Below are 23694 nucleotides of genomic sequence, written 5' to 3' on the forward strand. Positions count from 1 at the left end.
CCTTAGGAATCAGAGAGGAGAAATTAACTTTGAACGTTGAGTTGTATAAGGATTTGATCAAGGATGAGCGTGGGAATTATTACGTAGCGGTACAAAAAGAGGGCAATGAACTGACCTTGGTAAATGCAATGCTTGAGCGTTCTTATCAGGACCTGCTGGAATTTAATGAAGAGTTTAAAAAGAAATATGCGGAATACGAGCACCAGTTCATCGGCAAAGTGATTATGGATAAGCTGCGGCATGATGTTGTGTTCGCGTCCAAAGAAGACGGCCATGGACGAATGTATAATCTGGCAGCGATTGCCGGCGATTACAAGGTTGCTTTTATTGATATGATTGAATTTTACCGAAACCCTCGAATAGGACGTAGCCATGACAACGACATCCATTAAGCTTAGCGTTTTGGACCTTGTACCTGTATTTGATAATGTGGATGCAAGCTTTGCATTAGGACAAGCGGTGGAACTGGCTCGAACAGCTGAAAGACTGGGATATACTCGTTATTGGGTTGCCGAACATCATGATATGCCGGGTTTAGCGTGTACCTCCACAGAGGTGTTTTTATCGCATATCGGAGCGAGAACACAGCATATCCGCATCGGATCGGGAGCTTTATTGCTGCCGCACTATAAGCCGTTAAAAGTAGTGGAATCTTTTCATTTGCTGGCAAGTTTATATCCGGGACGCATCGACCTTGGGTTAGGCAGGGCTCCTGGCGGTGCTGCTGAAGTAAGCTTAGCGCTGAGCGGAAATTTTCTCGAAAATGTTTGGAAAATGCCGGAACTGCTTAAGGGAGTCACCGAATTGTTGCAGGGGAACTATTCATATGAAGGACGTAAGATAACCGCCCGTCCGACTCCACCCGAATCGCCAGAGCTGTGGATGCTGGGTACAAACAAGAAAAGTGCGGCATATGCTGCCGAGTTTGGAGCAGGCTATGTGTTTGGTCAATTCATGAGCGATGTAGCTGGGGAAGAGATTTTGCAAGCTTACCGTGAAGCTTTTATCCCTTCTTCAGTTAATGCTAGTCCTCGGGCCATCGTAGCTGTTGGCGTTATTTGCGCCGAGACTGAGGAAGAAGCAGAGCGGCTAGCCTCTTCCGGTATGACATTATTTCAACAAGAAGGCTCAGCCGAAGAGAAATCCAAGCATTTGGAACGTAAACTGCTGATAGGCACACCCAAAAATATCAAAGAAAAGCTGGAACAGTTATCTCACTTGTATGGAGTTGATGAATTCATTATCGTTACTATGATTCCAGACTATGAGAAACGGTTGCATTCGTTTGAGTTGCTTGCCCGCGCTTGCTTGAATTCTAACTAGCCCTTTCTTCATGCAATGATGCTAAAGGAGGTCCACATAGATGCAGACTCATACCTCTGACTCCATTAAAATCCCTCCCGGATTTTGGGCTGGATTAATTCAATTAGGGATAACCGCTCAAGATATAGCCAGTAAAGCAAGTCTTCCCCTGAGCCTTATCACGGAGTCAGCAGTCACCACAACCCAATATTTCGCTATCTGGCAGGCATATTCGGATCTCGTTGGAGACACTGCTGAGGGAATCATCAAGCTAGCAACCGTTTTTGAAACCACACAATATCCGCCGACCGTCTTAGCCACTTATCATGCTAAAGATTATCGCGACGCTCTAAACCGAATGGTGCGCTATAAACGGATGTGCCCTCCAGAAAGCTTGCATATCATCGAAGAGGGAGAGTTGTGTACAATCGAATTGAATTGGCAGCCTCCCGAGTATTCCGGTCCACGTCTGCTGCTTGGCCTTACACTGGCGTTTTTACTGGAGCTTGGGCGGCGGGGAACAGGTATACCTCTGACAGCACAGTTTGTAGAATTTTCACAACCCATAGGGAATTTACAGGTTCTTGAAGCTTATTTCGGCTGTCGAATTCAGATCGGTGCTGAGACTAACCGCTTAACACTACGACGTAGTGACTTGGATCTTCCCTTTATCTCGTATAACGAAGAGTTGCTAGAGATTCTGACTCCTGTTTTGGATCGGACACTTGCTGAACAGCACGGCAGTAGCTCAATTACTGAAAGGGTCAAATGGATTATGAAACGCAGCCTTAGCGGAGGTCAACCCGAGATTCAAACCGTTGCTAAAGAGCTAAGGATGAGTGCTCGTACCTTACAGCGGAGGCTTACTGAAGAAAATACGAGCTTCAAGCATTTGCTGACACAAGCCAGACATGAGCAGGCGCGAGCGTATTTAGCAGATCCTTCCCTCGATGTTAAAGAGGTGGCTTTCTTGATCGGATATGAAGATCAGAACTCGTTCTATCGTGCCTTCCGACTTTGGGAAGGAGATACTCCTTCAAATTGGCGTGTTAAACAAGAAGTTTGGCGCAAGACACTAGTTACTGAATAATCCCGGTAAGATAGTATAAATACTAGACGATGCTCAGTACAGTTCTTGAGAAACTGCTAATTAACTTGCCATGATAAAAGGAGAAAAGAAATATGGATATGGGATTAAACAATAAGACAGCTTTAATTACAGGATCTACAAAAGGTATTGGTAAAGCTATCGCCTTTGAACTTGCCAACGAAGGCGTTAATGTACTAATAAATGGACGTAATTATGAAAAGGTAGAACAAACAGTAAATGAAATTAAAGCAAAATTCCCGGAAACTTCTCCACAGAATGCTACAGCCGATATTGTAGATATGGAGCAAAGAGAAGCTTTATTTGAAAAACACCCCCATATCGATATTTTAGTTAATAATATGGGGATTTATGAACTGATGAGCTATGACGACGTTGACGATGAAATATTTGAAAAATACATCCGTACGAATGTTCTTGCTGCAAATGGATTAACAAAATTTTATTTACCAAAAATGTTAGAAAACAATTTTGGTCGCGTGATCTTCATTGCTAGTGAAGAAGCAATAATGCCGTCAGCTCAAATGCCACAGTATGCAATGACCAAATCAATGCTATTATCATTAGCAAAAAGCTTATCTAAATTAACAATCGGAACAGAAGTTACCGTCAATACTATCATGCCAGGACCAACACTCTCTGAAAACGTGCACCAAATCATTGATGGAATGTACCCAGATGAAGCGTTGACCTTTTCAGAAAAAGAGAAAAAATTCATGGCTAAAAACTTACCGCAATCTGAAATACAGCGATTTATTAAACCTAATGAAATAGGTAGACTAGCAGCATTTATGAGCAGTCCCTATGCCTCTGCATTTAAAGGTTCTCCGATCCGTATGGATGGGGGCATGGTACCTACTATTTTCTAAATGTAGTATCGATACACAAAAAGCCACTCCTTATGGAATGGCTTTTTTATTTGATATATTATTCACTGTCCTCCGTTATAACAAAGGATACCAAAGTACCTTCACCTTGTTTACTTTGAATAAAAAGACCCTGACCATACAATTGCATTAGTCTTCGATGGGTGTTAGCCAGTCCGATGCCACTTTTAGCTTTCATGGTCGGTTCCAGCAACAACGCGAGCGTTCTATGATCCATACCTTGCCCATTATCCTCCACTTCGATCTTTACAGCATTGTTCAGACGTGAAATCCGAATATAAACGGTACCCCCCTGTTGACGCTTGAGCAGACCATGCTTGATAGCATTTTCTACCAAGGGTTGGATGGATAGAGGGGGTAACAGGATATTAATATCTGGATCTACCTCCCAAACAACGGAAATTCGTTCTGCAAATCGTGTTTGTTCAATATACAAATAAGATTCTACCAGCTCTAGTTCATGAGAAAGGTTCACGAGTTCTCCGATATTTAAAAAGTCAAAGCTGATTCGCAAAAAGGAAGTAAATGCAGTGATGAGCTCTTGCATCTTTTTAGTATCCATATCACTGAGTGCCGCAATAGAGTTCAATGTATTGAACAAGAAATGGGGTTGTATCTGTGCCTGTAGATAAGCCGCTTCAATACGCACCCGTTCATTAAAAGAAATTTTCATCGCTGTTAATGCTCGAATGCGATATTTGAGTTCAACTGCATCCACCGGTTTGGTAACATAATCATTTGCGCCGGAGTAGAATCCAGTGTAAATATCCTCAGGCTGACTGCGGGCAGTCAGCAATAGCACTGGGAGCTCATATAGGGAATAACGAGCGCGAACCTTTTGCGTTAATTCATATCCTGACATATGCGGCATCATTACATCACTAATCAGTAAATCCCAACTCTTTTTATCTAGCCAATCCAGTGCCTCTTGTGCTGAGTTCACTGTCGTAATGAGATAAGGTTCGCTTTCGAGAATGCCCTTTAGCACATTCAGATTAACAGGGTCATCATCTGCCACCAAGAGATTCACCTTCGCATCTGTAAAGAGTGGCGGGATTTTGTCAGTGTGTTGATTAGTTTGTTCGGAAATCCCCCATTCAGCCATCTGCTTATAAATCTCATCTGGTGTATACGTTGTTATAGGTGAAACCTCTCTTACTATCTGTTCGCTATAGGAATCAGCAAGGGGTAGTGCAAAACTGAAAGTTGAACCTTTGCCGAGTTCAGAATGTATGCTCAAGCTGCCACCATGTAGTTCTACCAACTGCCTACTAATGCTTAGTCCCAGTCCAATTCCACGCCCGTCATTTATTCCGTGAGGGCCTTGCTCATAGGGGAGGAATACCCGCGCCATGGTCTCTTCGGTCATGCCTACTCCGGTATCTGTTACATATATAAAGACATGAGCGTCTTTTTCCTCAGCTGAAACAGAAACAAGTCCTTGCTCGGTGTATTTGAGCGCGTTGTGCACTAGATTTAATAATACTTGTACTAGTCGTTTCTCATCCGCAAGAATAGGAGGCATAGATTCTGGTATGTTCATGGATAGCCGTACCGGTTTGCCTTCAATCAAATATTGAAGCATATTGATGACTCCGGGAACCACTGATTGAACCAAAATAGGCTCCTGATGCAAAATAACGCGATGCTCTTGAAGACGTACTACATCCAGTAGATCACCAAGCATATGGGACATGCGGCGGCTGATAGTAATCAGTAACTCCATATCTTGCCGGCTACTCTCGCAGAGTCTATCCTTTTCCTTCGTTATTATATTTTGCGCGATATTCATAATTCCATGAACTGGTGTTCGCAGCTCGTGAGAAGTATTGGCGAGAAACTGATCCTTGAGTTTGTCCGCTTTTTTCAGCTGCTCATTTAGCTCCATGTTCTCTTTGGCATTCTGAAAATACTTTTTAAACCAATAAGCTGAGAAGCCAACGATGGCGGCAATAATATCCACAGGATAGTAGACAATTGAATAATGGCCGTTATTATCCCACAAATTCCATAACAAATTAGAGATGATAGCCGCACCTGATATCAGTAGAAAAACAACATCTTTTTCATCTTGCCTTTTGAACAATAAGCGCCCCAAGCTATAAATTAACCAGATGAAGGGAATATACTGAAACACTTGAATGATTCCCCAGTGAATCGATGTACTGACCAAATAAGCAGGAACGATAAATATAAATAAGGTATAAAGGAATAGACACCACGTGTAAGCGCGTAACCACTTGTTGACTTCGGCACCTGAGGTGAATTTCCTGAAAACAAGCAGAATAAAAAGGTTCTGCCATAAGAAGGCGATTAAACGGATTTTTAATGACCAAGTGTAATTAATCGGCAGTAATGCTAAAACTAAATTGTCATTTCGGGCTAAAAGGATTACGGCTACAGATAATGTCATTAGCCCTACAAGAAACAGGGCACGTTCTTTAGGATTAAATAAATACAGAATACAAGCATACAGCCCATGTAGTAGCAGGATGATTGCAGTAAGCATTTGAAATCCAACGGTATAAAAATTTGTCCGGTTAACCACTTCCTGAGAGCCAAAGAAAATAGGCCCACTAATACCGCCTTTATAGGGGTGATCAAAATTTGCTACCTGAATAAGTACATCTATTTCTGTCATATTTTCCGAAAAATATGATGCTGTAAATGAGGTGGTTTTTGGTGCATATGTATTGGCATCGAGAGAAACTGTCCCATTATTGAGAATAGGGGTACCGTTAATTTCCACACTGGACGCGGAATAAATTTGTTTGATCCAGAACGAGATAGGCTCCTGAAGCGGTTCTACCAAAATACGCAGACGGTAAGTCCCGTATCCATATGAAGTTGTCTGATCAGTTCCGTTAGCGTGGCTCCATTTCCCAGGAACTTGAAGTGCTTGGGATTGCTTTGGGATAGTAGAAGTCTTGGATGAAACAAATTGCGAAGGATAAAAACTCCATTCACCATCTAGCCTGAATAAGTTAGCTTTCTCCAGATCCTGGCCACGTAAATCCAGTACACCGTTGCTAATCATAGGTACATTGTTGGAAACCTTAAATATGCTGAACCAAATGCAGCGTAGGCCAAAGAGAATGCTGATAAAAAGTAGAATGATTGCTAATTTGTTTAGGATCGTATTATTTTTCATGAGAACATTATAGCAAATAATTCTAATCTAGATTCTAAAATGGATTTATTTATATAAGATGAGAAAATGCCAGCAATGATCTTAAAGGACAGTATAGTTATAATTGTTCTTTATAAACAATAACTTGTAAATATTGTTATTATTAGAGAGGGAGTTTTCATCGCTAACAGGTCAAAATCTGCAACAGGTAATGCACTGAATAGAAAAGGAATGAACCTAATGCCTAAGGAAGAAGTGTTAAAAGGCGGTAATGTAAATCATATAGTCCGTATGGCGAACACTGTTCGCCGCCCTATAGGTTATTGGAGTCCGAATGTTCATGAACTACTGAAACATTTGGAACAACAGGGCTATGAGGGAGCACCAAAATTCCTCGGAATCGATGATTCAGGTCGTGAAATATTGACATTTATTTCTGGAGAAGTTCCAGGGAATAATTATCCAAACCTTGAACCATATATGTGGACGGACGAAACGCTTGTGGGTCTGGCACACCTTATACGTCGTTTCCATGATGTGACTACAGTGTTCAGGTCCAATATGGAGGACAGATGGCAGCTTAGCTATGCCGATGATGCCGAATATGAAGTGATCTGTCATAATGACGCAGCGTTGTATAATGTTGTCTTTCAAAAGGAGGCTCCTGTGGCGCTCATTGATTTTGACATGGCAGGTCCAGGTCCGCGTATGTGGGACATTGCGTACACCCTTTACACATCTGTTCCACTTGCGAGTTTTGCACCTGACCATACTTCTGGAACCATAGTAGCATACCAATGTGAAATACATGTCGTAGAGCGACGTAGGCGAATTCATTTGTTTTTTGAAGCTTATGGAATTCCCGTTCCAAATAATCTGCGACAGTGGATTATACAACGTTTGATAGTACTGTGTGATACGTTGAGAAATGGTGCTGCTGATGGGAATCCTGCCTTTCAGAAAATGGTTGATGAGGGTCACTTGGCCCACTATGAGAGTGAGATTAGGTTTGTAACAGATCATTTCGAGGATTGGATATAAAAATCGGATATTCCGCTCACGGACAGGATCATTGAATAAAATTAAAAAAGTATACCATTAGAATTGAGGTCTGAGAATGAGTGTGAAACGAATTGTCACAAATATTAAAACGCAGAATGTTTCGGCAGCAAAAAGCTTTTACCAGGACGTACTCGAGCTTGATTTATTGATGGATCATGGTTGGATTGAAACATACGGCTTACTCGGGAATGAGAACATTCAAATAAGCTTCGCATCACAGGGCGGCTCCAATACGCCTACTCCTGATCTATCGATTGAAGTTGATGATGTCGATGCTGTGTTTGAACGTATGAAGAGTGCTGGATATACGATAGAATATGGACCTGTTGATGAGCCTTGGGGTGTTCGGCGATTCTATGTCCGCGACCCATTTGGCAAACTTATCAACATCCTTGCTCATGGACATTAGATAAACGATCACGGCGTGCAGAAATCTAGATTGTTAAACAATCATGAAACGATTGTGAAGGAGCTTCCTATAGGGTAGCTCCTTTTAATTTTAAACTATACCAGCTAATAGCTTGTCAAGATTACCAGTAAAGTAAAGCCCAATCATATGTTATATTTAAAAGTAGGTAAGCCAAATAACCCCCCAATTGTATTGTATTTGGAATATTATACCATTGGTTTCGTATTAAGCAATCCGGAATGTTTTTTTGTTTTTCATGATGGCATATAGCCAATGCACCAATTTATTGGCACATGCGACTAGAGCCACTTTATGTGGTTTTCCTTTGGCTCTCTTACGATTGTAGAATTCTTTGATTCGTATATTACGAGCGCGAATTAATCCGCATTGGACAGCCAAAACCAGCGCGTAACGCAACTGCCTGGAACCACGTTTCGTGATTCAATTTCGAGTTGCTGTAAACCTACCTGAAGCAAAGACACTTGGATCAATGCCTGCAAAGGCGACTAGCTTTTTAGGATGATCAAATCGGTCGACTTCTCCAATTTCAGATAAAATTGTTGCCGCAATTTTATGCCCAATACCAGAAATCGACTGAATTAATTCATATTCTTCAATGTCTTCAGCCAGAGCATCTATGTTCTGTTCCAATCCAGTAAGATGCTCTTGGTACTGAAGAATGAGGGTAATAAGGACTTTCAAATTGATTAAGTGGCTGCATACATGGTTTGCTGAAATAGGCTTTGTTTTGCCGCATCTAGCAGCCGTTGCACCCGTTGGTTAATCCAGTCCTCTGAACGCCCGCGTTTTATAGAAAGCAGTTCTTTCATCTTAGATTTGAGTGTGTTATCATCCGTCTGTAATACTGAATATGAGGTTGGGAATTCACTTAAAAACTGTAATGAAATACCGGAATACATAGCTCCAAAGACACCTTTGTAAGCAGGGAAAACCTGATCTAAAACAGCTTGGAATTGTAGTTTAGTCTGTACACACATCTTTGAAAGAGACTCATATTGTCTTGTAAGATAGCGCAGATTGAGAAGTTGCACACCTCTTTTCTTAAACGGTTCAAATTCTTCTTTGTAGTACAGCTCTCCCAATAGGTAAGCGTCAGCAGCATCCGTCTTTACTTTACGAAGTTGAGACTTCCTAAGCCGATTTGAGATGAGCGGATTAATAACAATATAAATATAATGATGTTCCTCTAGGAACTGAACAACGGGACTCTGATAATGACCGGTTGCTTCTAGAATAAGCAAAGGACGTTGTTGAGATGCAAATTCAACTTCTGTTAAAACTTGAAGGGAATTTGCTAAACCATCTCGAGTGTGCTCGAAGTGGAATATCCCTTGGAATGGCTTTCCGCGCTCTAGAAAGGCTTGTCCATGGCTTTCTTCTTTAGAAATATCTAGACCGATAACTGGATTCATTTCATCTCCCCTTGTAAGTGTAGATTCACCGGCATCCCCTAAGGTTGATCTTCTTGTCGCTCCATAGCATCGCTTGTTATACGGGATCTTACGTCCCAACCAGCCTCAATCATGGTCATGACAAGTAGGGGTGAACATTATAGCTCTCGGGATCAAGTCCCACGGGCAGGTACGTTCGACCAGGCTACTTTAATCCTCTATGCAAATGAAAAAAGGATCAACCAGAAAGAACTGGTTGATCTCATAATACGAACGGGCAGGAGAGTTGAAGATCAAACGCGGGGAACCTTATCATAAATAATGGTAAAGGGGAGAATCGAAGTAACGATCGACAGGTCAACCTTGATGGCGCGCTTGGTCGAATTTTTCAAAGATACTATTATTAAAGAGGAGCAGTTGCCGCAGCAAACTACTCCTCTTTAATAATAGGGGAACCTAGCATGACTTATCTGTACTTCGCGTACCTATTGGGAATAAAGGCGTGGACCTTGCCGACCCACAAGGTGAATAAAACGTGGACAAAAGAGAATTCACCAGTTTTTTAGAAGGAGATGCATACGATGATTCGAATCTTTGAACCTATAAATGCCTTACATAAGATAGTGGACTATATTTGGGTCGTAGACTTCGACTTTCTCGCTGATGACAATAGAGAAGATATTATTATGCCGCTGGGGTATATCAATATCATTTTCAATTACGGGTCTGCTTACAGTCTGGTAAGAGAAGATCAGGAAGTGGTGATCCCCAATACGGTTGTGATTGGTCAAATGAAAAGCGCGAAATATGTTCGATATGGACAACAGTTGTATCAAATCGGGATTTCATTAACTCCGTTAGGATTTATACACTTGTTTCAAGTGCCCGGCCTCGAATTGGAAGAGCGAATCCTACAAGCCACCGATGTGGACCCTGATCTAGATGAACTGTACCGGATGATGAGATTTAAAGATGTGGAACAGAATATCACAGCAATCAATCATTATTTACTCGATAAGATGGTGTTGAATAAGAAGGATACTGGCCGCATAGAGGAAATGCTTACTTATGTAGAACGAGAGTATGAAAACTTGAACATTGTGCGTATGGCAAAATTTTTTTGCATTTCAGTAAGTACGTTAGAGCGTTTCTTCAAAAGGCATGTCGGGCTTACCCCAAAGACCTATGGGGATATTGTGAAGTTTAGAAAACATGTTGAGGATGAAAGATTGAGGGAGGAGATGCAGTATCGTTACTATGATCAGTCTCACCTCATCAAAACATTCAAAAAGTTTGCAGGCAAAACCGTCAAAGAGTTAGAGAAACTTCCACATGAATTAACCCTTCGATATGTCTGGCATGGTCAGAAGTGATGAACGCCAGATCATATTGATGCTGATTTTTTACAATACACTGTTATTTCTTCCTGCTAATCTTGAGACACTAACAGATGAGAGGAAGGAATAACGATGCAGAATATTATGATCATAGCAAGTTTACTAGTGTTTTTTAATGTAATGTTGTTGGCGATATTGGTTCCAGGAGGGCCGATTGAGAATAGAGATTTTTCAAAATTAAAAGGGATTGTATTTTGGGGATTTAATCTGTTTCTTATCTTACTTGGTGTTATGTCGTTTATCACGTGTTATCTCTTGTTGATTGCACATCCTAATGCGATTTTCATCACGAAAATTATCGCTGTTTTATACTTTATCGTATACATTATCGATTTAGCTGGTATTTTTCCAAAATCACCGACTAAAATGTCTAAGCCACTTATGCTTTTTGAAATCATTAATGGATCAATGGCTGTCTTCCTCTTCCTTTTTGTGACGGCGATTGGGCATATCGGTTCATGAGGACGAGAGCCCGTATCACAAGTAGGGCAAAATTTTTAGAAGCCTTGCGAAATATGAGTAATAGCGTTCGCTGATGGAGGGAGGACTATGGTAAAAAAGATTGCTCGTAGCCTATCCTCGGATGTCCTTTCATATTTCTATAAAAGGAGATGTCGAGATGAATTACCGAATTGAACAAAGAGGGCCTTTTGAGATGTTCGGAGTGTATGGTCTAATTAATTTAGACATGAAAACAGCGTTCTCAGAAGTTCCTCAATTTCGTGGAGAATGTGATGATGATGGCAGTGTTGATCTTATGAACGAAATATTAGGACGTTTTGGTGACACCGTATTGCATGCTGCCTTATATGATCATACAGGAGAATCTTTCAAGTATATGATTTGTTACAATTTACCTAAGGGCCTTGAAATTCCAGAGAGATTTACAAAGCTTTCTGTCCCAGCATTAACATGGGCTATTATCCCGGAGCCGCAATGTGATTTACAAAAACTGTGGGAACGTATATACTCCGAGTGGTTTCCGACATCTGATTACGAACAGGTTGATGGTCCTAGTTTCGAAATGTATTATGGCATGGCAGTCAATGTTACAGGGGAAATCTGGATACCTGTAAAGAAAAAATAACTTTTTTACTCAAGTGAAATGCAGATATGTATTAACGAAGATGATAGTTGAACAAGGTCAAATCAATGAAAGGGCCATCCTGCAAAGGATGGCCCTAAAACTACTATTACAGATAGTGCGGGGAATCTTATCACAAGTAACGGCAAGTTTTTTTGACTGTGTAAAGTTTATTTAAGATATTCATTGCCTATATGCCGCGTAATTCCAATGATATCCTTATCCTATATCAGATGCGCACCTGATGTATTCTAGATTAAAATGGAAAGGGAGATAAAAGGATGGGTAAGGACATTATCATAAGATCGATGCTTTCTGAAAAGGTTAGTATGACCCCGAGTGGATTCGTCGCAGATCAATTAAACCCAGAACAGTTCGTAGATCGCCATGAATTGTTTTTTGACAAGATCTTTGATATTCATTCCTCCGATATAACGGGAGTAGAGGGCTATGGCGAGTTTAACGAGGAATGTAAAACGGAATATGGGACCTGTAGGGAATTTCTGATCGATACATTCGCAGAAAATAAAGAGGGCTATTGGTATAATTGGGAGGAGATGTTCGAGACAACGGTTCTTGAACGTGAATTCTTCGAAAAATACTTACAGGAAATGAAGGACAGAATTCCGTATTGTGAAGGAAAACGTTATTTGGTGTATAACAATACGTTCTTCATCAATATGATCACAGACGGTAAAACAACAGTCGGGTTCCCTGACTGGAGCAGATCCGGCATCTGCGATTTCCTTCTTGATTTTGCCATTATGGACTTGAATAAACCGTATTTGCACATCCCGGAATTGTTGTTTGAGTATTGCAAAAAAAGGGGCATCGTCATACCGCATTTTAAAGAAAGATTCTTATGTATGGCTTATTATAAAGGGATTGATACCTTGCGTTGGCATGCGTCAATTGATGACACGGAGTCCTGCACGTCCATCATGAAATCTATTAGTGAACTGAAAAATCGAATATACGCCTTATAGATGGTGAAGCTATGAAATACGAAAATGCGAACGATATATTACCTGAGGAACTACTGAAAGAAATCCAGAAATACGCAGGAGGGAAACTTCTTTATATTCCTGCCGGGGTGGAGAAAAGGGCCTGGGGCGAAACGTCCGGCTACCGAGAACATCTACAGAAGCGCAATCGAATGATTCGCAATAAGTATGCACATGGACTCACGGTTTCGGAACTTGCAGACGAATACTTCTTATCTTTGGATTCTATTAAGAAAATTATATATTCAAAAAGTGATGGTGAGTATTTAATTTATTCTCCGATATTAGAATCTGCTGTACACTATGCGAATGCCGGGATGATCGAAGAGTGGATCCAATGCTATTTGCTGTTTACCCGAAAAGCTGCTCTCACTGTACAGGATCTCATGAATGAAGACTTTCTCTATTTGGGAATCGTTAAGTTTCCATTGCGTCTCATCCAACTCGAAGAATACGATATCAGGGAGAACATTGCAGACGAGAGTGAAGATGATGTATTCGCGTTGCCACCGCTTCTTATTGAATATGGGGAAGGAAAGTTTTATTGCACAGCGCAACAGGAGTTGTTAGCTTCCTTAAAACGACGCAAAATAAACGCTTATCCCACCGCCATCGTTTTGAAAGGAAATGCCGAGTATAAAAGGTTCATGAAATACTACGGAAACAAATTTATATATGTCGATAAAGTATGAGTTGGTTAATGGGCCATCCTGTAAAGGATGGCCTAAAAACTTGCCGTTACAGATAGCGCGGGGAACCTTACCATAAGTGACGGCGAAAAGTTGAGTTGAAGGTTGAAGCTTTAATGCTAAATATATCAGGAATAGTTCTCCATCATTTGATATAAATAATTTCGAAAGTCTTCAACATAGGTTTTGGGCTCTACAACTTTTAGATGAGTGCCGAAGCTTGCTAAAAGTTGAAATCCCATACGATTTTGTGGGACATAAATGGTTGCTAATAAAAATCCAGAACTATGGTCTTCAATACTTCTTCGACCATACCTTTCGATGATTTGATCTTTTATGCTAGGCGATATCCATGCCTTAATCGTGACGAATTCAGGTAGATAATTTGCTTCGTGTACTTGCTCTGACCAATCGTCTCTAGGATGAAACGCGCGTTCATCCATAGTAATATGATCGATCCGAGATAACTTGAAAGTTCGATATCCCTGTCGATGTAAACAGAATCCTTTCAAGTACCAACTCGATTCGCTAAAATGCAGCTCATAGGGCTCGACCATTCTATTCGTTACAGCCCCGTCCTTATCTGTATAATCAAACGAAGCCAGCCTCTTTTTTGAAATGGATTCTTGACATGTCTTTAAGGTTTCAAGAATCTCGGACCGACCTTCCCAATCATAAAACGACAGTTGAATGGAACGATTTAGAGACAATGGACTAACCATTGCCTCTATTTTTTTTATCGTTCTTTCAACTTCTTCAGTACGGAGGATTTGTTCCAATCCGCCGAGCGCAGTTAATATATTCTGTAAATCGGAGCTGCTTAAAAGGCGTTTATCCACCTTGTATTCATCCATTATGCCGTAGCCCCCTTTGACCCCATTGACAGAGTAGATCGGGATATTCGATAAGCTCAATGTTTCCATATCGCGAAGGATCGTTCTTTTGGAGACATTGAATAGTTGTGAGAATTCCGTTGTAGAAACAACCTCTTTTTTCAGCAATATCATGATAATCGAAATGAGTCTCTCCACTTTGTCCATAATTGCCCTCTTTTTTTACATGATTTCAGAACGGTGACACCTTAATGTCACCTTTTATCCATTATACTACAAGTATCACAAGAAGGAGGTTTTAATTCAATGTTTAATCCAACCGATTTTCCCAAGCCCACCCTTATTTCAGCCAACGGTGTGGAACTCGAAGTGTTTGAAGCAGGCCGAGAAAACGCAGGAAAACCTATTGTACTCTGCCACGGCTGGCCAGAGCATGCCTTTTCTTGGCGCCATCAGATGGACGCACTTGCCGCAGCGGGCTACCATGTCATCGTCCCCAACCAGCGGGGTTACGGCAACTCATCCCGTCCGACCGAAGTAACAGACTATGACATTGAACACTTGTCGGGTGATCTCATCGCGCTTCTCGATCACTATGGATACGAGGACGCTACCTTTGTCGGTCATGACTGGGGTGCATTCGTCGTTTGGGGACTGACCTTGTTGCATCCAAACCGAGTCAATAAAGTGATAAATCTGAGCTTGCCTTACCAAGAGCGCGGAGAAAAACCCTGGATCGAGTTCATGGAAGAAATACTTGGCGGCGATTTCTATTTCGTCCACTTCAATCGACAGCCAGGCGTCGCGGACGCCGTATTCGAAGACAATACATACAGGTTCCTTCGCAACCTGTACCGGAAGAACGAGCCTCTCAGAGCACCTGAGCCAGGTATGGCGTTGATCAATCTCGCCAGAGCAGAAACACCGCTCGGTGAGCCCGTATTGAGCGAAAGCGAGCTGGCCGTTTACGTCTCCGCTTTTGAAACATCAGGGTTCACGGGCAGCATAAATTGGTACAGGAACCTTGACCGCAACTGGCGCTTATTGGCGAAAGTGAACCCAATCATCCAGCAGCCGACCCTCATGATCTACGGCGACCGGGATGTGGTTGCGAAGTCTGAAAACCTGACAAAGTTCGTGCCCAATGTGGAAGTGGTCAATCTGGATTGCGGTCATTGGATCCAGGAAGAAAAGCCGGAAGAAACAAACCAAGCGATTTTAAAATGGCTGGAACAATGGGAGATGTAGTTTTTTTCAACAACCAAGAAGAGTTTAACGATTGGTTAGAAGAACATCATGCTGAAGCTAGTGAAATTTGGGTGGGCTATTTTGGGATAAGTACAGGGCGTGCAAGCCTTACTTGGTCTGCATCAGTAGATGCCGCTCTTTGTTTTGGGTGGATTGACGGTATACGAAAAACCATTGATAAACAAAGCTATAAGATTCGCTTTACTCCGCGCAAAGTAAATAGTGTATGGAGTGCTGTGAACGTAAAGAAGGTAAAAGCACTAATACAGCTTGGAAAGATGAGACCAGAAGGAATGCACGTCTTTAACAACAGAACCGATGCACAAGGCTATTCCTCTGAACAAAGAAACGTGGAACTTGCCAAAGAATATGAAGAACAAATCAAGGCCAATCAAACAGCCTGGCTATTCTTCACTAATTTATCACCATCCTATAAAAGAGATTCTATCTGGTGGGTAATGAGCGCCAAGAAAGAAGAAACACGATTAAGAAGGCTTGGAATATTGATCGCTTCATCTGAAGAAGGGCTAAAATTTCAACATTGCAAAAATAATATTACAGAATAAGGAAATACAAATAACAAAAGAATCGTTAAAAGGATTTTTGGTACTGCATAAATCTGGGTCTATTGTTTCCCTGATCTTTAGGAGAGGGGAGCTACTGTATTTCTCAATCATTTAGGGTTTAATTCTCATCAAAAGTCAGAACGTTTTAAATGCGAGGCATAAATCAAATCGCTAAATGAAGAAGGGATGAAACAGCTCATCCAAAATCGCAACCCCCTTCATTTTTATGGTACAGCCGACCCTCATGATCTATGGTGACCGGGATACGGTCCAGAGGTCTGAAAACCTGACAATGTTCGTGCCTAATGCGGAAGTGGTCAATCTGGATTGCGGTCATTGGATCCAGCAAGAAAAGCCGGAAGAAACAAACCAAGCGATTTTGAGATGGCTGGAAGAGCAGAATGATGCTGAATAGATTCGCTTAGCAAGCAAAACTTAGAAAAACAATAAGGACACCCAAACAGGCAATGTCATTAAGTTAAGCTCAAAGGTAAGAACGGGAATAAAAATGGAATTCAAAACGGCATGGGAAAGCCCCGTGCCGTTTGTTTTTTACTTCACGCAAGGAAAAGGCGTATAACTAACAAAGCAGAAATACTGCAATAATTGAACAGGCGGAGAGAAAAGCATCGCTCTATGTTCTGTTCCAATCCAGTAAGATGCTCTTGGTACTGAAGAATGAGGGTAATAAGGACTTTCAAATTGATTAAGTGGCTTGCATACATGGTTTGTTGAAATAGGTTTTGTTTTGCCGCATCTAGCGGCCGTTGCACCCGTTGGTTAATCCAGTCCTCTGAACGCCCCCGTTTTGAAGAAAGCAGTTCTTTCATCTTAGATTTGAGTGTGTTTTCATCCGTCTGCAATACTGAATAGGAGGTTGGAAATTCACTTAAAAACCGTAATGAAATACCGGAATACATAGCTCCAAAGACACCTTTGTATGCAGGGAAAACCTGATCTAAAACAGCTTGGAATTGTAGTTTAGTCTGTACACACATCTTTGAAAGAGATTCATATTGTCTTGTAAGATAGCGCAGATTGAGAAGTTGCACACCTCTTTTTTTATAAGGTTCAAACTCTTCTTTGTAGTACAGCTCTCCCAATAGGTAAGCGTCAGCAGCATCCGTCTTTACTTTACGAAGTTGTGACTTCCTAAGCCGATTTGAGATGAGCGGATTAATAACAATATAAATATATTGATGTTCCTCTAGGAACTGAACAATGGGACTTTGATAATGACCGGTTGCTTCTAGAATAAGCAAAGGGCTTGTCCATGGCTTTCTTCTTTAGAAATATCTAGACCGATAACTGGATTCATTTTATCTCTCCCTATAAGTTTAGATTCACCGGCATCCCCTAAGGTTCTTCTTGTCGCTCCATAGCATCGCTTGTTATACGGGATCTTACGTCCCAACCAGCCTCAATCATGGTCATGACAAGTAGGGGTGAACATTATAGCTCTCGGGATCAAGTCCCACGGGCAGGTACGTTCGACCAGGCTACTTTAATCCTCTATGCAAATGAAAAAAGGATCAACCAGAAAGAACTGGTTGATCTCATAATACGAACGGGCAGGATAGTCACAATGAGACTTTGAGACTTGGTTTGATTTCGGATAAATAAAAGTTGAAAAAAGGAAAAATATTGCTATACTAAGTTTAAACGTTATTTTAAACGTTATTTAAAATATTGTTTAAATCAGAGGAAATATACTTGGAGGTTGCGTATGGAGACAGACAAAAAGTTGGAAACAAAAGAGAAGATTATGCGTGCCACACTGGAGTTGACCAAACAAGAAGGCTTTGAAAGGATCACTATAAAAAAAATTGCAGAAGCCTCAAGCACGAATGTCGCTCTAGTTAACTATTACTTTGGGTCCAAAGAAAACTTGTTTAGCGAGTCCATCAAATTGATATTGAACAGCTTTCAGCATACCTTTGCCATACTTGACGATTTCTCTATATCCTCACGGGATAGATTGAGGCAATTTTTACTAGATTATTTGCAAGTGATCCGTCAATATCCCGAATTGCTCTCCAGAATCATCCTGATGGGCAATACCGTTTTCTCCTCCCAGCATGAATATGGATCATTTTTGAATCTATTGGGGTTTCCTAAGATACAAAATACTTTAAGAGAGTTAACCGATGAACAGCAGCCAGAGCACCTGATGACCATGACGATGCAGATTTTTGGAGCGCTTTTTCTACCGGCACTTATGAGTGCTATTCTAGAAACAGGAGCTTCCGTGAAGATTGCACCTATAGAAGAACAGATTGACTTGCTCTTTGCAAGATACTTTCATTAATAAACTCAGATTGAGGTGATTAAATGAATTTTTCGAGAAAATATTGGCAGGATATAGGACTATTCATTGGCATTGTTATATGTATTTATCTTCTAATGAACTGGGAAACAATACCGCGGATAAACAGCATATTATGGTTAAGCTTTGTGGCGATCCTTCTTCATCAGTTTGAGGAATACCGCTGGCCAGGGTACTTTCCAGGCATATTCAATATAGCACTGTTTAAAAGTGAATCCCCTGACAACTATCCGTTAAATAAACAGTCGGCAATGATTATTAATGTGGTCATCGCCTATGTGTTCTACTTGCTCCCTGTATTCTTCCCGTCAGTAGTATGGCTGGGGATGGCACCTGTTTTAATGGGCTTTTTCCAAATCATTTTTCATGGAGTCGTCGCTAATAAAAGAGCAAAAAGCATGTATAATCCAGGATTAGTCTCCGCAATTATTATACATTTGCCGATAGGGATCTGGTACATTAACTACGTATATGAGCATCATTTAATAACCCTATCAGACTGGATTTGGAGCGCGATTTATTTTGCCATAGCTGTTTATATTTTAATAGTGAAAGGAAATACATGGATGAAAAACAAAAACTCCATTTACAAATTTTCACAAAAACAGTTAAGGTCTTTTCATAAGTAGGTCCTCATAACCCACCAGAAGGTCCAGTTGTTATAACTCTTGATGTAAAATTAGACGGGGTTAATGTAACTGAAATTGAAGGATGATTATTTTCTCAACTAACGGGAAACGTTAGTTCAATAACACACAATGATTAGTAGGTGCTTCGTATCCTGCTCTTTTTTATTAAACTAACGGACAGTTAATATGCGACATTCACTAAATGATCGTTTATTGCAAATGGGTGGGCATATTGGTTTTGGTGTTAGAGCAAGCATGCGGTTGAAAGGATATGCAACTGAGTTATTAAGACAATCACTCATTAAATCGAGGGAAATGAATCACCCAAGAATGTTGATACTGGAACAGAAATCCAGAGATTTTGGATCGGAATTAAGTAGTCTGCGACTAACGGGGAATCGTTAGCTCAATAAAAACAAGAAGACAGCAGATCTCAACGTGACCGGCTGTTTTTGTTAATCAAACGGGCAGGTTAGTTTAAAAGTTTCGCGAATACCCTACATATGAAATTATTCATAGAGTCCGTGAATAATACGTTATTGGAAATAACGCCAAGATACACAAATGAGGAGTACAAAATGATGAATAACCAATTCTCAATGCCAAGTAAATTAGTAAATCAGTCAGAATTACTTAAAACTACAATCATTGAAAAAGGAAGACATTATCAATCTTTGTACATTTTAGAGTTTGATAATTCTGTAAAATATGTACTGAAAGAAAAAAACGTTAAAGATTCTGGAAGTTTAATGGACGAAGCAGAAAGGCTGAAATGGGTAAATGATGTGATTCCTTCTCCTAAAGTAATAAGTTATCAGGTGGAGAATGGAAAGGAATATTTAGTTATGACCTATATAGAAGGTTGTACTGCGGAAGAATACCAGCAGGAAGAGGGAGATAAAAGTCTAGGCTATATTTTAGGAAAAGGTTTAAGAACAATACACAATGTTCCCATTGATAATTGCTTTTTCAATGATTTTTTGCCAGAAAAACTGATTGATATGGTCAAAAACAATATTAATGAGAGAAAACATGAAGTCATAGAGGCTATTAATAACTCATTTCCCAATCATACTATTGAGCAACTGATTGATTTTTTGGAGATGAATAAAGCGTCGACAGAGGAACTAGTTTTTACCCATGGTGACTATGGATCTGGAAACGTTATGATAAATAATGGACATATTGAAGCATTTATTGATTTAGGAGGATCAGGGATATCAGATCCATACTATGATATTTATTATCTTGTAAAAAGTCTTACTTATTATACAGATAGGAAAGAAGAAATAGATGAGTTTATGAAAGGATATGGAATATCTGAATTAGACGAGAATAGAATGAAATTTCATCAAATCATCGATACTTTATTATTGTGATTTATATAGTAGTAACCCTAAGAAGGCGTTGACATTCTGTAACATCGTTTTCCTGCTGAGTCGCATTCACTCCTTGATGCTGTCCGAAGCATTTCTAGGAAGAGCAAACAGGTAGACAATTCTGCATGGCGAAGTCCGTCGGATCCGCTTGTCATGTCGTTAAGCTAACGGGGAACGTTAGTTCAATAAACTAGCGGCTGTCTAAATAGTTCCGGGATTCTGCCGTTACAAGGGAGCATCGTTATTAGACGATAAAAGAGAGGGTGTATTCATGAATACACCCATCAGGGTGGTAACGCGAAATCAACTCCGTCCCTTAAGGGAGGAGTTTTTTGTGTTCTTATAAATGATTTTAAGAAGGATTAATTATGTTCCAAAAAATCTATGCATTCGATCGAATTCTGAGCCAGAATATGTTTATTGCTGTAAGGACTTCTTGCCGAAAGAAGGGGTATGCAGGTGCACTGGTATTTGAGTTAAGTTTTCTTCTTTTTGGGAAGATTGCTTGTTGATATCAAGTTATCAAGTTATCAAGTTTAATAGTATTTCACATATTTCATAAGCTCAGCGATCCCTAAAAACTGCTTCATTAATTGACTGTTTAATTTTTGTAACGCAAGCTCGAATGACAATTCTACTTTTTTATAGTTTTGTGTCTCTATTTCATTCAGGAGTTGTTTCATGTTCTCGATATAATACACGGTTTTCCTTAAACTGCTGATCAGTATAATCTTTCTTAATTCCGTTATAGTATAGACCCTATAGCCGTTGTCTTTGTTTCTGTTAGAAGTAATAAGGCCTTCTTGTTCCCAATGTCGAATGGCTGAAGGCTTAACGCCTGCCATTTGTGCAACTTCACCAATAGTCATTGCATTTGTGACCTCTAAATCGTTGTATTTTGATAAATCTGCATTTCGGAACATGCGTAACACATCCTCTAACCTATGCTTTTCCGTTTGTGTATTATGCTGTTCCTGATTGATTGACCAAAGTGCATCCTCAATTTGCCGAGCTTTAATCTTTCTCATCACATCGTACACAACTGGAATCTCATATCCTTGTAAAAGTTCCCGAATCGTAATAAAAGCTTGGACATGAATGTCTGTATAACACCGGCGATTGCTAGGAGTCCTCGGGACTTCTGGAACTAAGCCTTGATCTTCATATCTTCTTAATGTAGTGGTACTTACATTTAATTTCTTAGCTATTATTGTTGGTGTATAATTATCTCCCATAATCGTCATCGCCCCAGAACATTAAAGTTAAACCTTCAAGTGCTACAACAACATTAAATCTAATTTAATTAGATATATCAAGGATTAGTATGGGATAAACCGAAAGATTGCATGAATGTTATATGATATTTTTATAAAACAGTAAGGAGAGGATTGTTTGAAAAAAATCATACGATTAACCAACCATTCAGCAATAGAAGTAGGATTGACAGGAGGATCAAATCGTCCAACCATTATGTTACCTATCGCTAAAAAATCCGTGTATAATCAGGAGGCAGAAAATCTAAAGCTATGGGGCGTAGATCCTGAATTAGGTAAACATTTTGTTGAAGGTCTCGCGGATACGTTTCAAGTGCTTTATTTTGATTATGAAGGTCATCTCTTTCAACATCCAGTGGACAACTTAACCGTAGACCATATTGTGAAGGATCTGCTCCTCATTGCTGATGAAATGAACGTTAAGAGCTTTAGCTACTACGGTTATTCTTGGCTAGCTTTAATTGGACTACAATTGGCTATCAGAACAAATCGTCTGGAAAGCTTGGTCATGGGAGGTTTTCCGCCTTATAATGGTCCCTATCAAGAGATGCTGATTGTAACTCACAAAACACATACCCAAGCTTTGAATAATCAAAATGAGGCAGCTGAAAAAAGCTCTATGGAAACAGAGAATCCTGATGAGATAGACTGGGATAACATCAAAGTATCAATGGATACCCGTGTAACAGCTCAATTTGTTGCCTTATACGAGAGCCTCACTGTTTTTGATGATCGTAGTATTCACCATTTGCTTAGTCTTCCAAAATTAGCTTTTGCAGGAGAAAATGATACTATCGTATATGGTGAGAATTTTGGGAATGTTACCGTTGATATTGCTGGGATATTAAAGAAGAATACGACGAAGCTGTGTGATTTAGGTTGGGATGTTGAAATCCTAACGGGAACCCAAATGGATCATACAAAAGCTATGCAACCAGCCGTGGTAATACCATTAATTAAGCCCTGGTTTATAAAACAATTATGAATACAGACTGGACTGTAATTCGGGAGCAGTTGTACCCCAGCTGTAAATGAAAGTGAGAGGGTTACAATTAAGAAGCTTATTTTGCAAGTAGCATCATCGGTTTTAGTATTTAGTTTACTCGTTGCCTGTAACCATCAACAAGTCAACTCATCTACTCAGGAACAAAAACCATCAGAGGTTAGCTTATTTCCAAAAAACGAACTCATGGATTCCATTGTAATTGACGCTGTAAATGAGGAAAAATCAATTCGGGCGGAACAGCAAACGGAAAAGGGAACATTATTGATGATAGCCAAAGGTAGAGAAGAACTTGGGCATTTGGTCGTTTCGAGCACGATGGGACAAGAGGGTGATCAGACCTTTCAGAGTAATTACTCTATTATCTACAGACAGGGAGATCAGGACAAAGTCTTAATGGAACTACCCAATTACTTATTTTTCCGACCATCCAGCAAAAAATTAACCTTTGAGAAGCTGATTTTTAAAGAAGCTGAGGTTTACATCCTTACTCCTCAATATCAAACAGGTCATGGCGTGGAAGGATATATTTTCGCGATTGATAAGCAGAATGAAGATGTATTCCCATTAGAAATCGTAAAGAAGGATCAAGTCTCGAAAACACTTCTTTATTCAGAAGCTGAGCCTTTACCAAGTGTAGAAAATAATATCTTAGTAGTCCATCCACCAGTTGGAGCAGGTACACAAGAAGCAGAGGCAAAAGATATCTTTTACAAATTGGATTTAAACAATAAACGGTTAGTGGCTGAATAGCATGATTTGAACAAAAAGAAGGTCAGTTCACGAAATCGCGGAGCGTCTATGCTTCTATCTTGAAGCTACAGCAATTTCTCTATAGTTTCTACTTTTAATATATTGGCCGGTGTTACCCGTTAAAGGGTACACCGGCTTTTTTCATAGGAATCAAAAGGATAAGATCACACGTCATATTATTGACATTGAATGTCGAAGC

At 40.2% G+C, this 23694-nt stretch carries 23 protein-coding genes and 1 pseudogene; 19 read left to right on the forward strand and 5 right to left on the reverse strand.

Features of this window, described 5'->3' with window-relative positions; genetic code table 11:
• The first annotated feature begins 29 nt into the window (after positions 1 to 29).
• The 4 genes from MHI27_RS15105 (at position 30) to MHI27_RS15120 (ending at position 3279) form a co-directional block, all read left to right on the forward strand.
• Positions 30 to 392: a hypothetical protein gene (locus MHI27_RS15105; protein ID WP_405176645.1), complete on the forward strand. Its 363-nt coding sequence runs from the start codon at positions 30 to 32 to the stop codon at positions 390 to 392.
• Entirely contained in the window at positions 373 to 1323 is a 951-nt protein-coding gene (locus MHI27_RS15110; protein ID WP_405176646.1) for an LLM class flavin-dependent oxidoreductase, read from the forward strand. The genes MHI27_RS15105 and MHI27_RS15110 overlap by 20 nt, the downstream gene beginning before the upstream one ends.
• 40 nt (positions 1324 to 1363) lie before the next feature.
• A complete protein-coding gene (locus MHI27_RS15115) occupies positions 1364 to 2392 on the forward strand; it encodes a helix-turn-helix domain-containing protein (RefSeq protein WP_405176647.1) in 1029 nt (342 codons plus the stop codon).
• Positions 2393 to 2484: 92 nt separating this feature from the next.
• Positions 2485 to 3279: an SDR family NAD(P)-dependent oxidoreductase gene (locus MHI27_RS15120; RefSeq protein ID WP_076301113.1), complete on the forward strand. Its 795-nt coding sequence runs from the start codon at positions 2485 to 2487 to the stop codon at positions 3277 to 3279.
• 58 nt (positions 3280 to 3337) lie between these two features.
• Here MHI27_RS15120 and MHI27_RS15125 read toward each other — a convergent pair whose 3' ends face one another.
• Positions 3338 to 6334 (reverse strand): ATP-binding protein, encoded by a 2997-nt coding sequence (locus tag MHI27_RS15125; protein WP_405176648.1) that lies wholly within the window; start codon positions 6332 to 6334, stop codon positions 3338 to 3340.
• 333 nt (positions 6335 to 6667) lie between these two features.
• On the opposite strand from MHI27_RS15125, the gene MHI27_RS15130 reads away from it, so the two are divergent.
• Both MHI27_RS15130 and MHI27_RS15135 read left to right on the forward strand, forming a co-directional pair.
• Positions 6668 to 7468, forward strand: coding sequence for a phosphotransferase (locus MHI27_RS15130; RefSeq protein WP_405176649.1), 801 nt, complete (start codon positions 6668 to 6670; stop codon positions 7466 to 7468).
• Between the two features lie 76 nt (positions 7469 to 7544).
• On the forward strand, positions 7545 to 7898 hold the full coding sequence (locus MHI27_RS15135; RefSeq protein WP_405176650.1) for a VOC family protein: 354 nt from the start codon (positions 7545 to 7547) through the stop codon (positions 7896 to 7898).
• A 225-nt stretch (positions 7899 to 8123) separates the two neighbouring features.
• Here the strand turns inward: MHI27_RS15135 and MHI27_RS15140 are convergent.
• Positions 8124 to 9331, reverse strand: a pseudogene (locus MHI27_RS15140) (IS110 family transposase).
• Between the two features lie 560 nt (positions 9332 to 9891).
• On the opposite strand from MHI27_RS15140, the gene MHI27_RS15145 reads away from it, so the two are divergent.
• From MHI27_RS15145 to MHI27_RS15165, 5 genes are all read left to right on the forward strand, one after another.
• Positions 9892 to 10683 (forward strand): DUF6597 domain-containing transcriptional factor, encoded by a 792-nt coding sequence (locus MHI27_RS15145; protein ID WP_405176651.1) that lies wholly within the window; start codon positions 9892 to 9894, stop codon positions 10681 to 10683.
• Between the two features lie 96 nt (positions 10684 to 10779).
• Positions 10780 to 11169, forward strand: a complete 390-nt coding sequence (locus MHI27_RS15150) for a hypothetical protein (RefSeq protein WP_405176652.1) — start codon at positions 10780 to 10782, stop codon at positions 11167 to 11169.
• A 157-nt stretch (positions 11170 to 11326) separates the two neighbouring features.
• Positions 11327 to 11794, forward strand: a complete 468-nt coding sequence (locus MHI27_RS15155; protein WP_405176653.1) for a GyrI-like domain-containing protein — start codon at positions 11327 to 11329, stop codon at positions 11792 to 11794.
• Between the two features lie 278 nt (positions 11795 to 12072).
• Positions 12073 to 12777 carry a hypothetical protein gene (locus tag MHI27_RS15160; protein ID WP_341128196.1) on the forward strand — a complete coding sequence of 235 codons (705 nt, stop codon included), beginning with the start codon at positions 12073 to 12075 and terminating at the stop codon, positions 12775 to 12777.
• Between the two features lie 11 nt (positions 12778 to 12788).
• Complete coding sequence (locus MHI27_RS15165) at positions 12789 to 13487, forward strand: CD3324 family protein (RefSeq protein ID WP_405176654.1); 699 nt, start codon at positions 12789 to 12791, stop codon at positions 13485 to 13487.
• Between the two features lie 125 nt (positions 13488 to 13612).
• Here MHI27_RS15165 and MHI27_RS15170 read toward each other — a convergent pair whose 3' ends face one another.
• Positions 13613 to 14524 carry a YafY family protein gene (locus MHI27_RS15170; protein ID WP_076300916.1) on the reverse strand — a complete coding sequence of 304 codons (912 nt, stop codon included), beginning with the start codon at positions 14522 to 14524 and terminating at the stop codon, positions 13613 to 13615.
• A gap of 99 nt (positions 14525 to 14623) precedes the next feature.
• Here MHI27_RS15170 and MHI27_RS15175 point away from each other — a divergent pair, with 99 nt between their 5' ends.
• From MHI27_RS15175 to MHI27_RS15185, 3 genes are all read left to right on the forward strand, one after another.
• Complete coding sequence (locus MHI27_RS15175) at positions 14624 to 15565, forward strand: alpha/beta fold hydrolase (protein WP_076133036.1); 942 nt, start codon at positions 14624 to 14626, stop codon at positions 15563 to 15565.
• Positions 15541 to 16131: a YdeI family protein gene (locus tag MHI27_RS15180; protein WP_256721570.1), complete on the forward strand. Its 591-nt coding sequence runs from the start codon at positions 15541 to 15543 to the stop codon at positions 16129 to 16131. The genes MHI27_RS15175 and MHI27_RS15180 overlap by 25 nt, the downstream gene beginning before the upstream one ends.
• A gap of 292 nt (positions 16132 to 16423) precedes the next feature.
• Positions 16424 to 16546 carry an alpha/beta fold hydrolase gene (locus MHI27_RS15185; protein WP_405176655.1) on the forward strand — a complete coding sequence of 41 codons (123 nt, stop codon included), beginning with the start codon at positions 16424 to 16426 and terminating at the stop codon, positions 16544 to 16546.
• Between the two features lie 142 nt (positions 16547 to 16688).
• On the opposite strand, the gene MHI27_RS15190 is transcribed toward MHI27_RS15185, so the two are convergent.
• The gene (locus MHI27_RS15190) at positions 16689 to 17393 is read right to left on the reverse strand and encodes a transposase (RefSeq protein ID WP_405176656.1); all 705 of its coding nucleotides are present in this window, start codon (positions 17391 to 17393) and stop codon (positions 16689 to 16691) included.
• 464 nt (positions 17394 to 17857) lie between these two features.
• Here MHI27_RS15190 and MHI27_RS15195 point away from each other — a divergent pair, with 464 nt between their 5' ends.
• The 3 genes from MHI27_RS15195 (at position 17858) to MHI27_RS15205 (ending at position 20465) form a co-directional block, all read left to right on the forward strand.
• Entirely contained in the window at positions 17858 to 18439 is a 582-nt protein-coding gene (locus MHI27_RS15195; protein ID WP_405176657.1) for a TetR/AcrR family transcriptional regulator, read from the forward strand.
• A 23-nt stretch (positions 18440 to 18462) separates the two neighbouring features.
• Positions 18463 to 19086 (forward strand): HXXEE domain-containing protein, encoded by a 624-nt coding sequence (locus tag MHI27_RS15200; RefSeq protein WP_405176658.1) that lies wholly within the window; start codon positions 18463 to 18465, stop codon positions 19084 to 19086.
• Positions 19087 to 19664: 578 nt separating this feature from the next.
• Complete coding sequence (locus MHI27_RS15205) at positions 19665 to 20465, forward strand: phosphotransferase (protein ID WP_405176659.1); 801 nt, start codon at positions 19665 to 19667, stop codon at positions 20463 to 20465.
• Positions 20466 to 21001: 536 nt separating this feature from the next.
• On the opposite strand, the gene MHI27_RS15210 is transcribed toward MHI27_RS15205, so the two are convergent.
• Positions 21002 to 21700 carry a MerR family DNA-binding transcriptional regulator gene (locus MHI27_RS15210; protein ID WP_405176660.1) on the reverse strand — a complete coding sequence of 233 codons (699 nt, stop codon included), beginning with the start codon at positions 21698 to 21700 and terminating at the stop codon, positions 21002 to 21004.
• 157 nt (positions 21701 to 21857) lie between these two features.
• On the opposite strand from MHI27_RS15210, the gene MHI27_RS15215 reads away from it, so the two are divergent.
• Positions 21858 to 22724, forward strand: coding sequence for an alpha/beta fold hydrolase (locus tag MHI27_RS15215; protein ID WP_405176661.1), 867 nt, complete (start codon positions 21858 to 21860; stop codon positions 22722 to 22724).
• An 81-nt stretch (positions 22725 to 22805) separates the two neighbouring features.
• The gene (locus tag MHI27_RS15220) at positions 22806 to 23495 is read left to right on the forward strand and encodes a hypothetical protein (RefSeq protein WP_405176662.1); all 690 of its coding nucleotides are present in this window, start codon (positions 22806 to 22808) and stop codon (positions 23493 to 23495) included.
• The last annotated feature ends 199 nt before the right edge of the window (positions 23496 to 23694 follow it).

It is taken from the genome of Paenibacillus sp. FSL H8-0261 (assembly GCF_045040645.1).
GTDB lineage: Bacteria > Bacillota > Bacilli > Paenibacillales > Paenibacillaceae > Paenibacillus_AQ.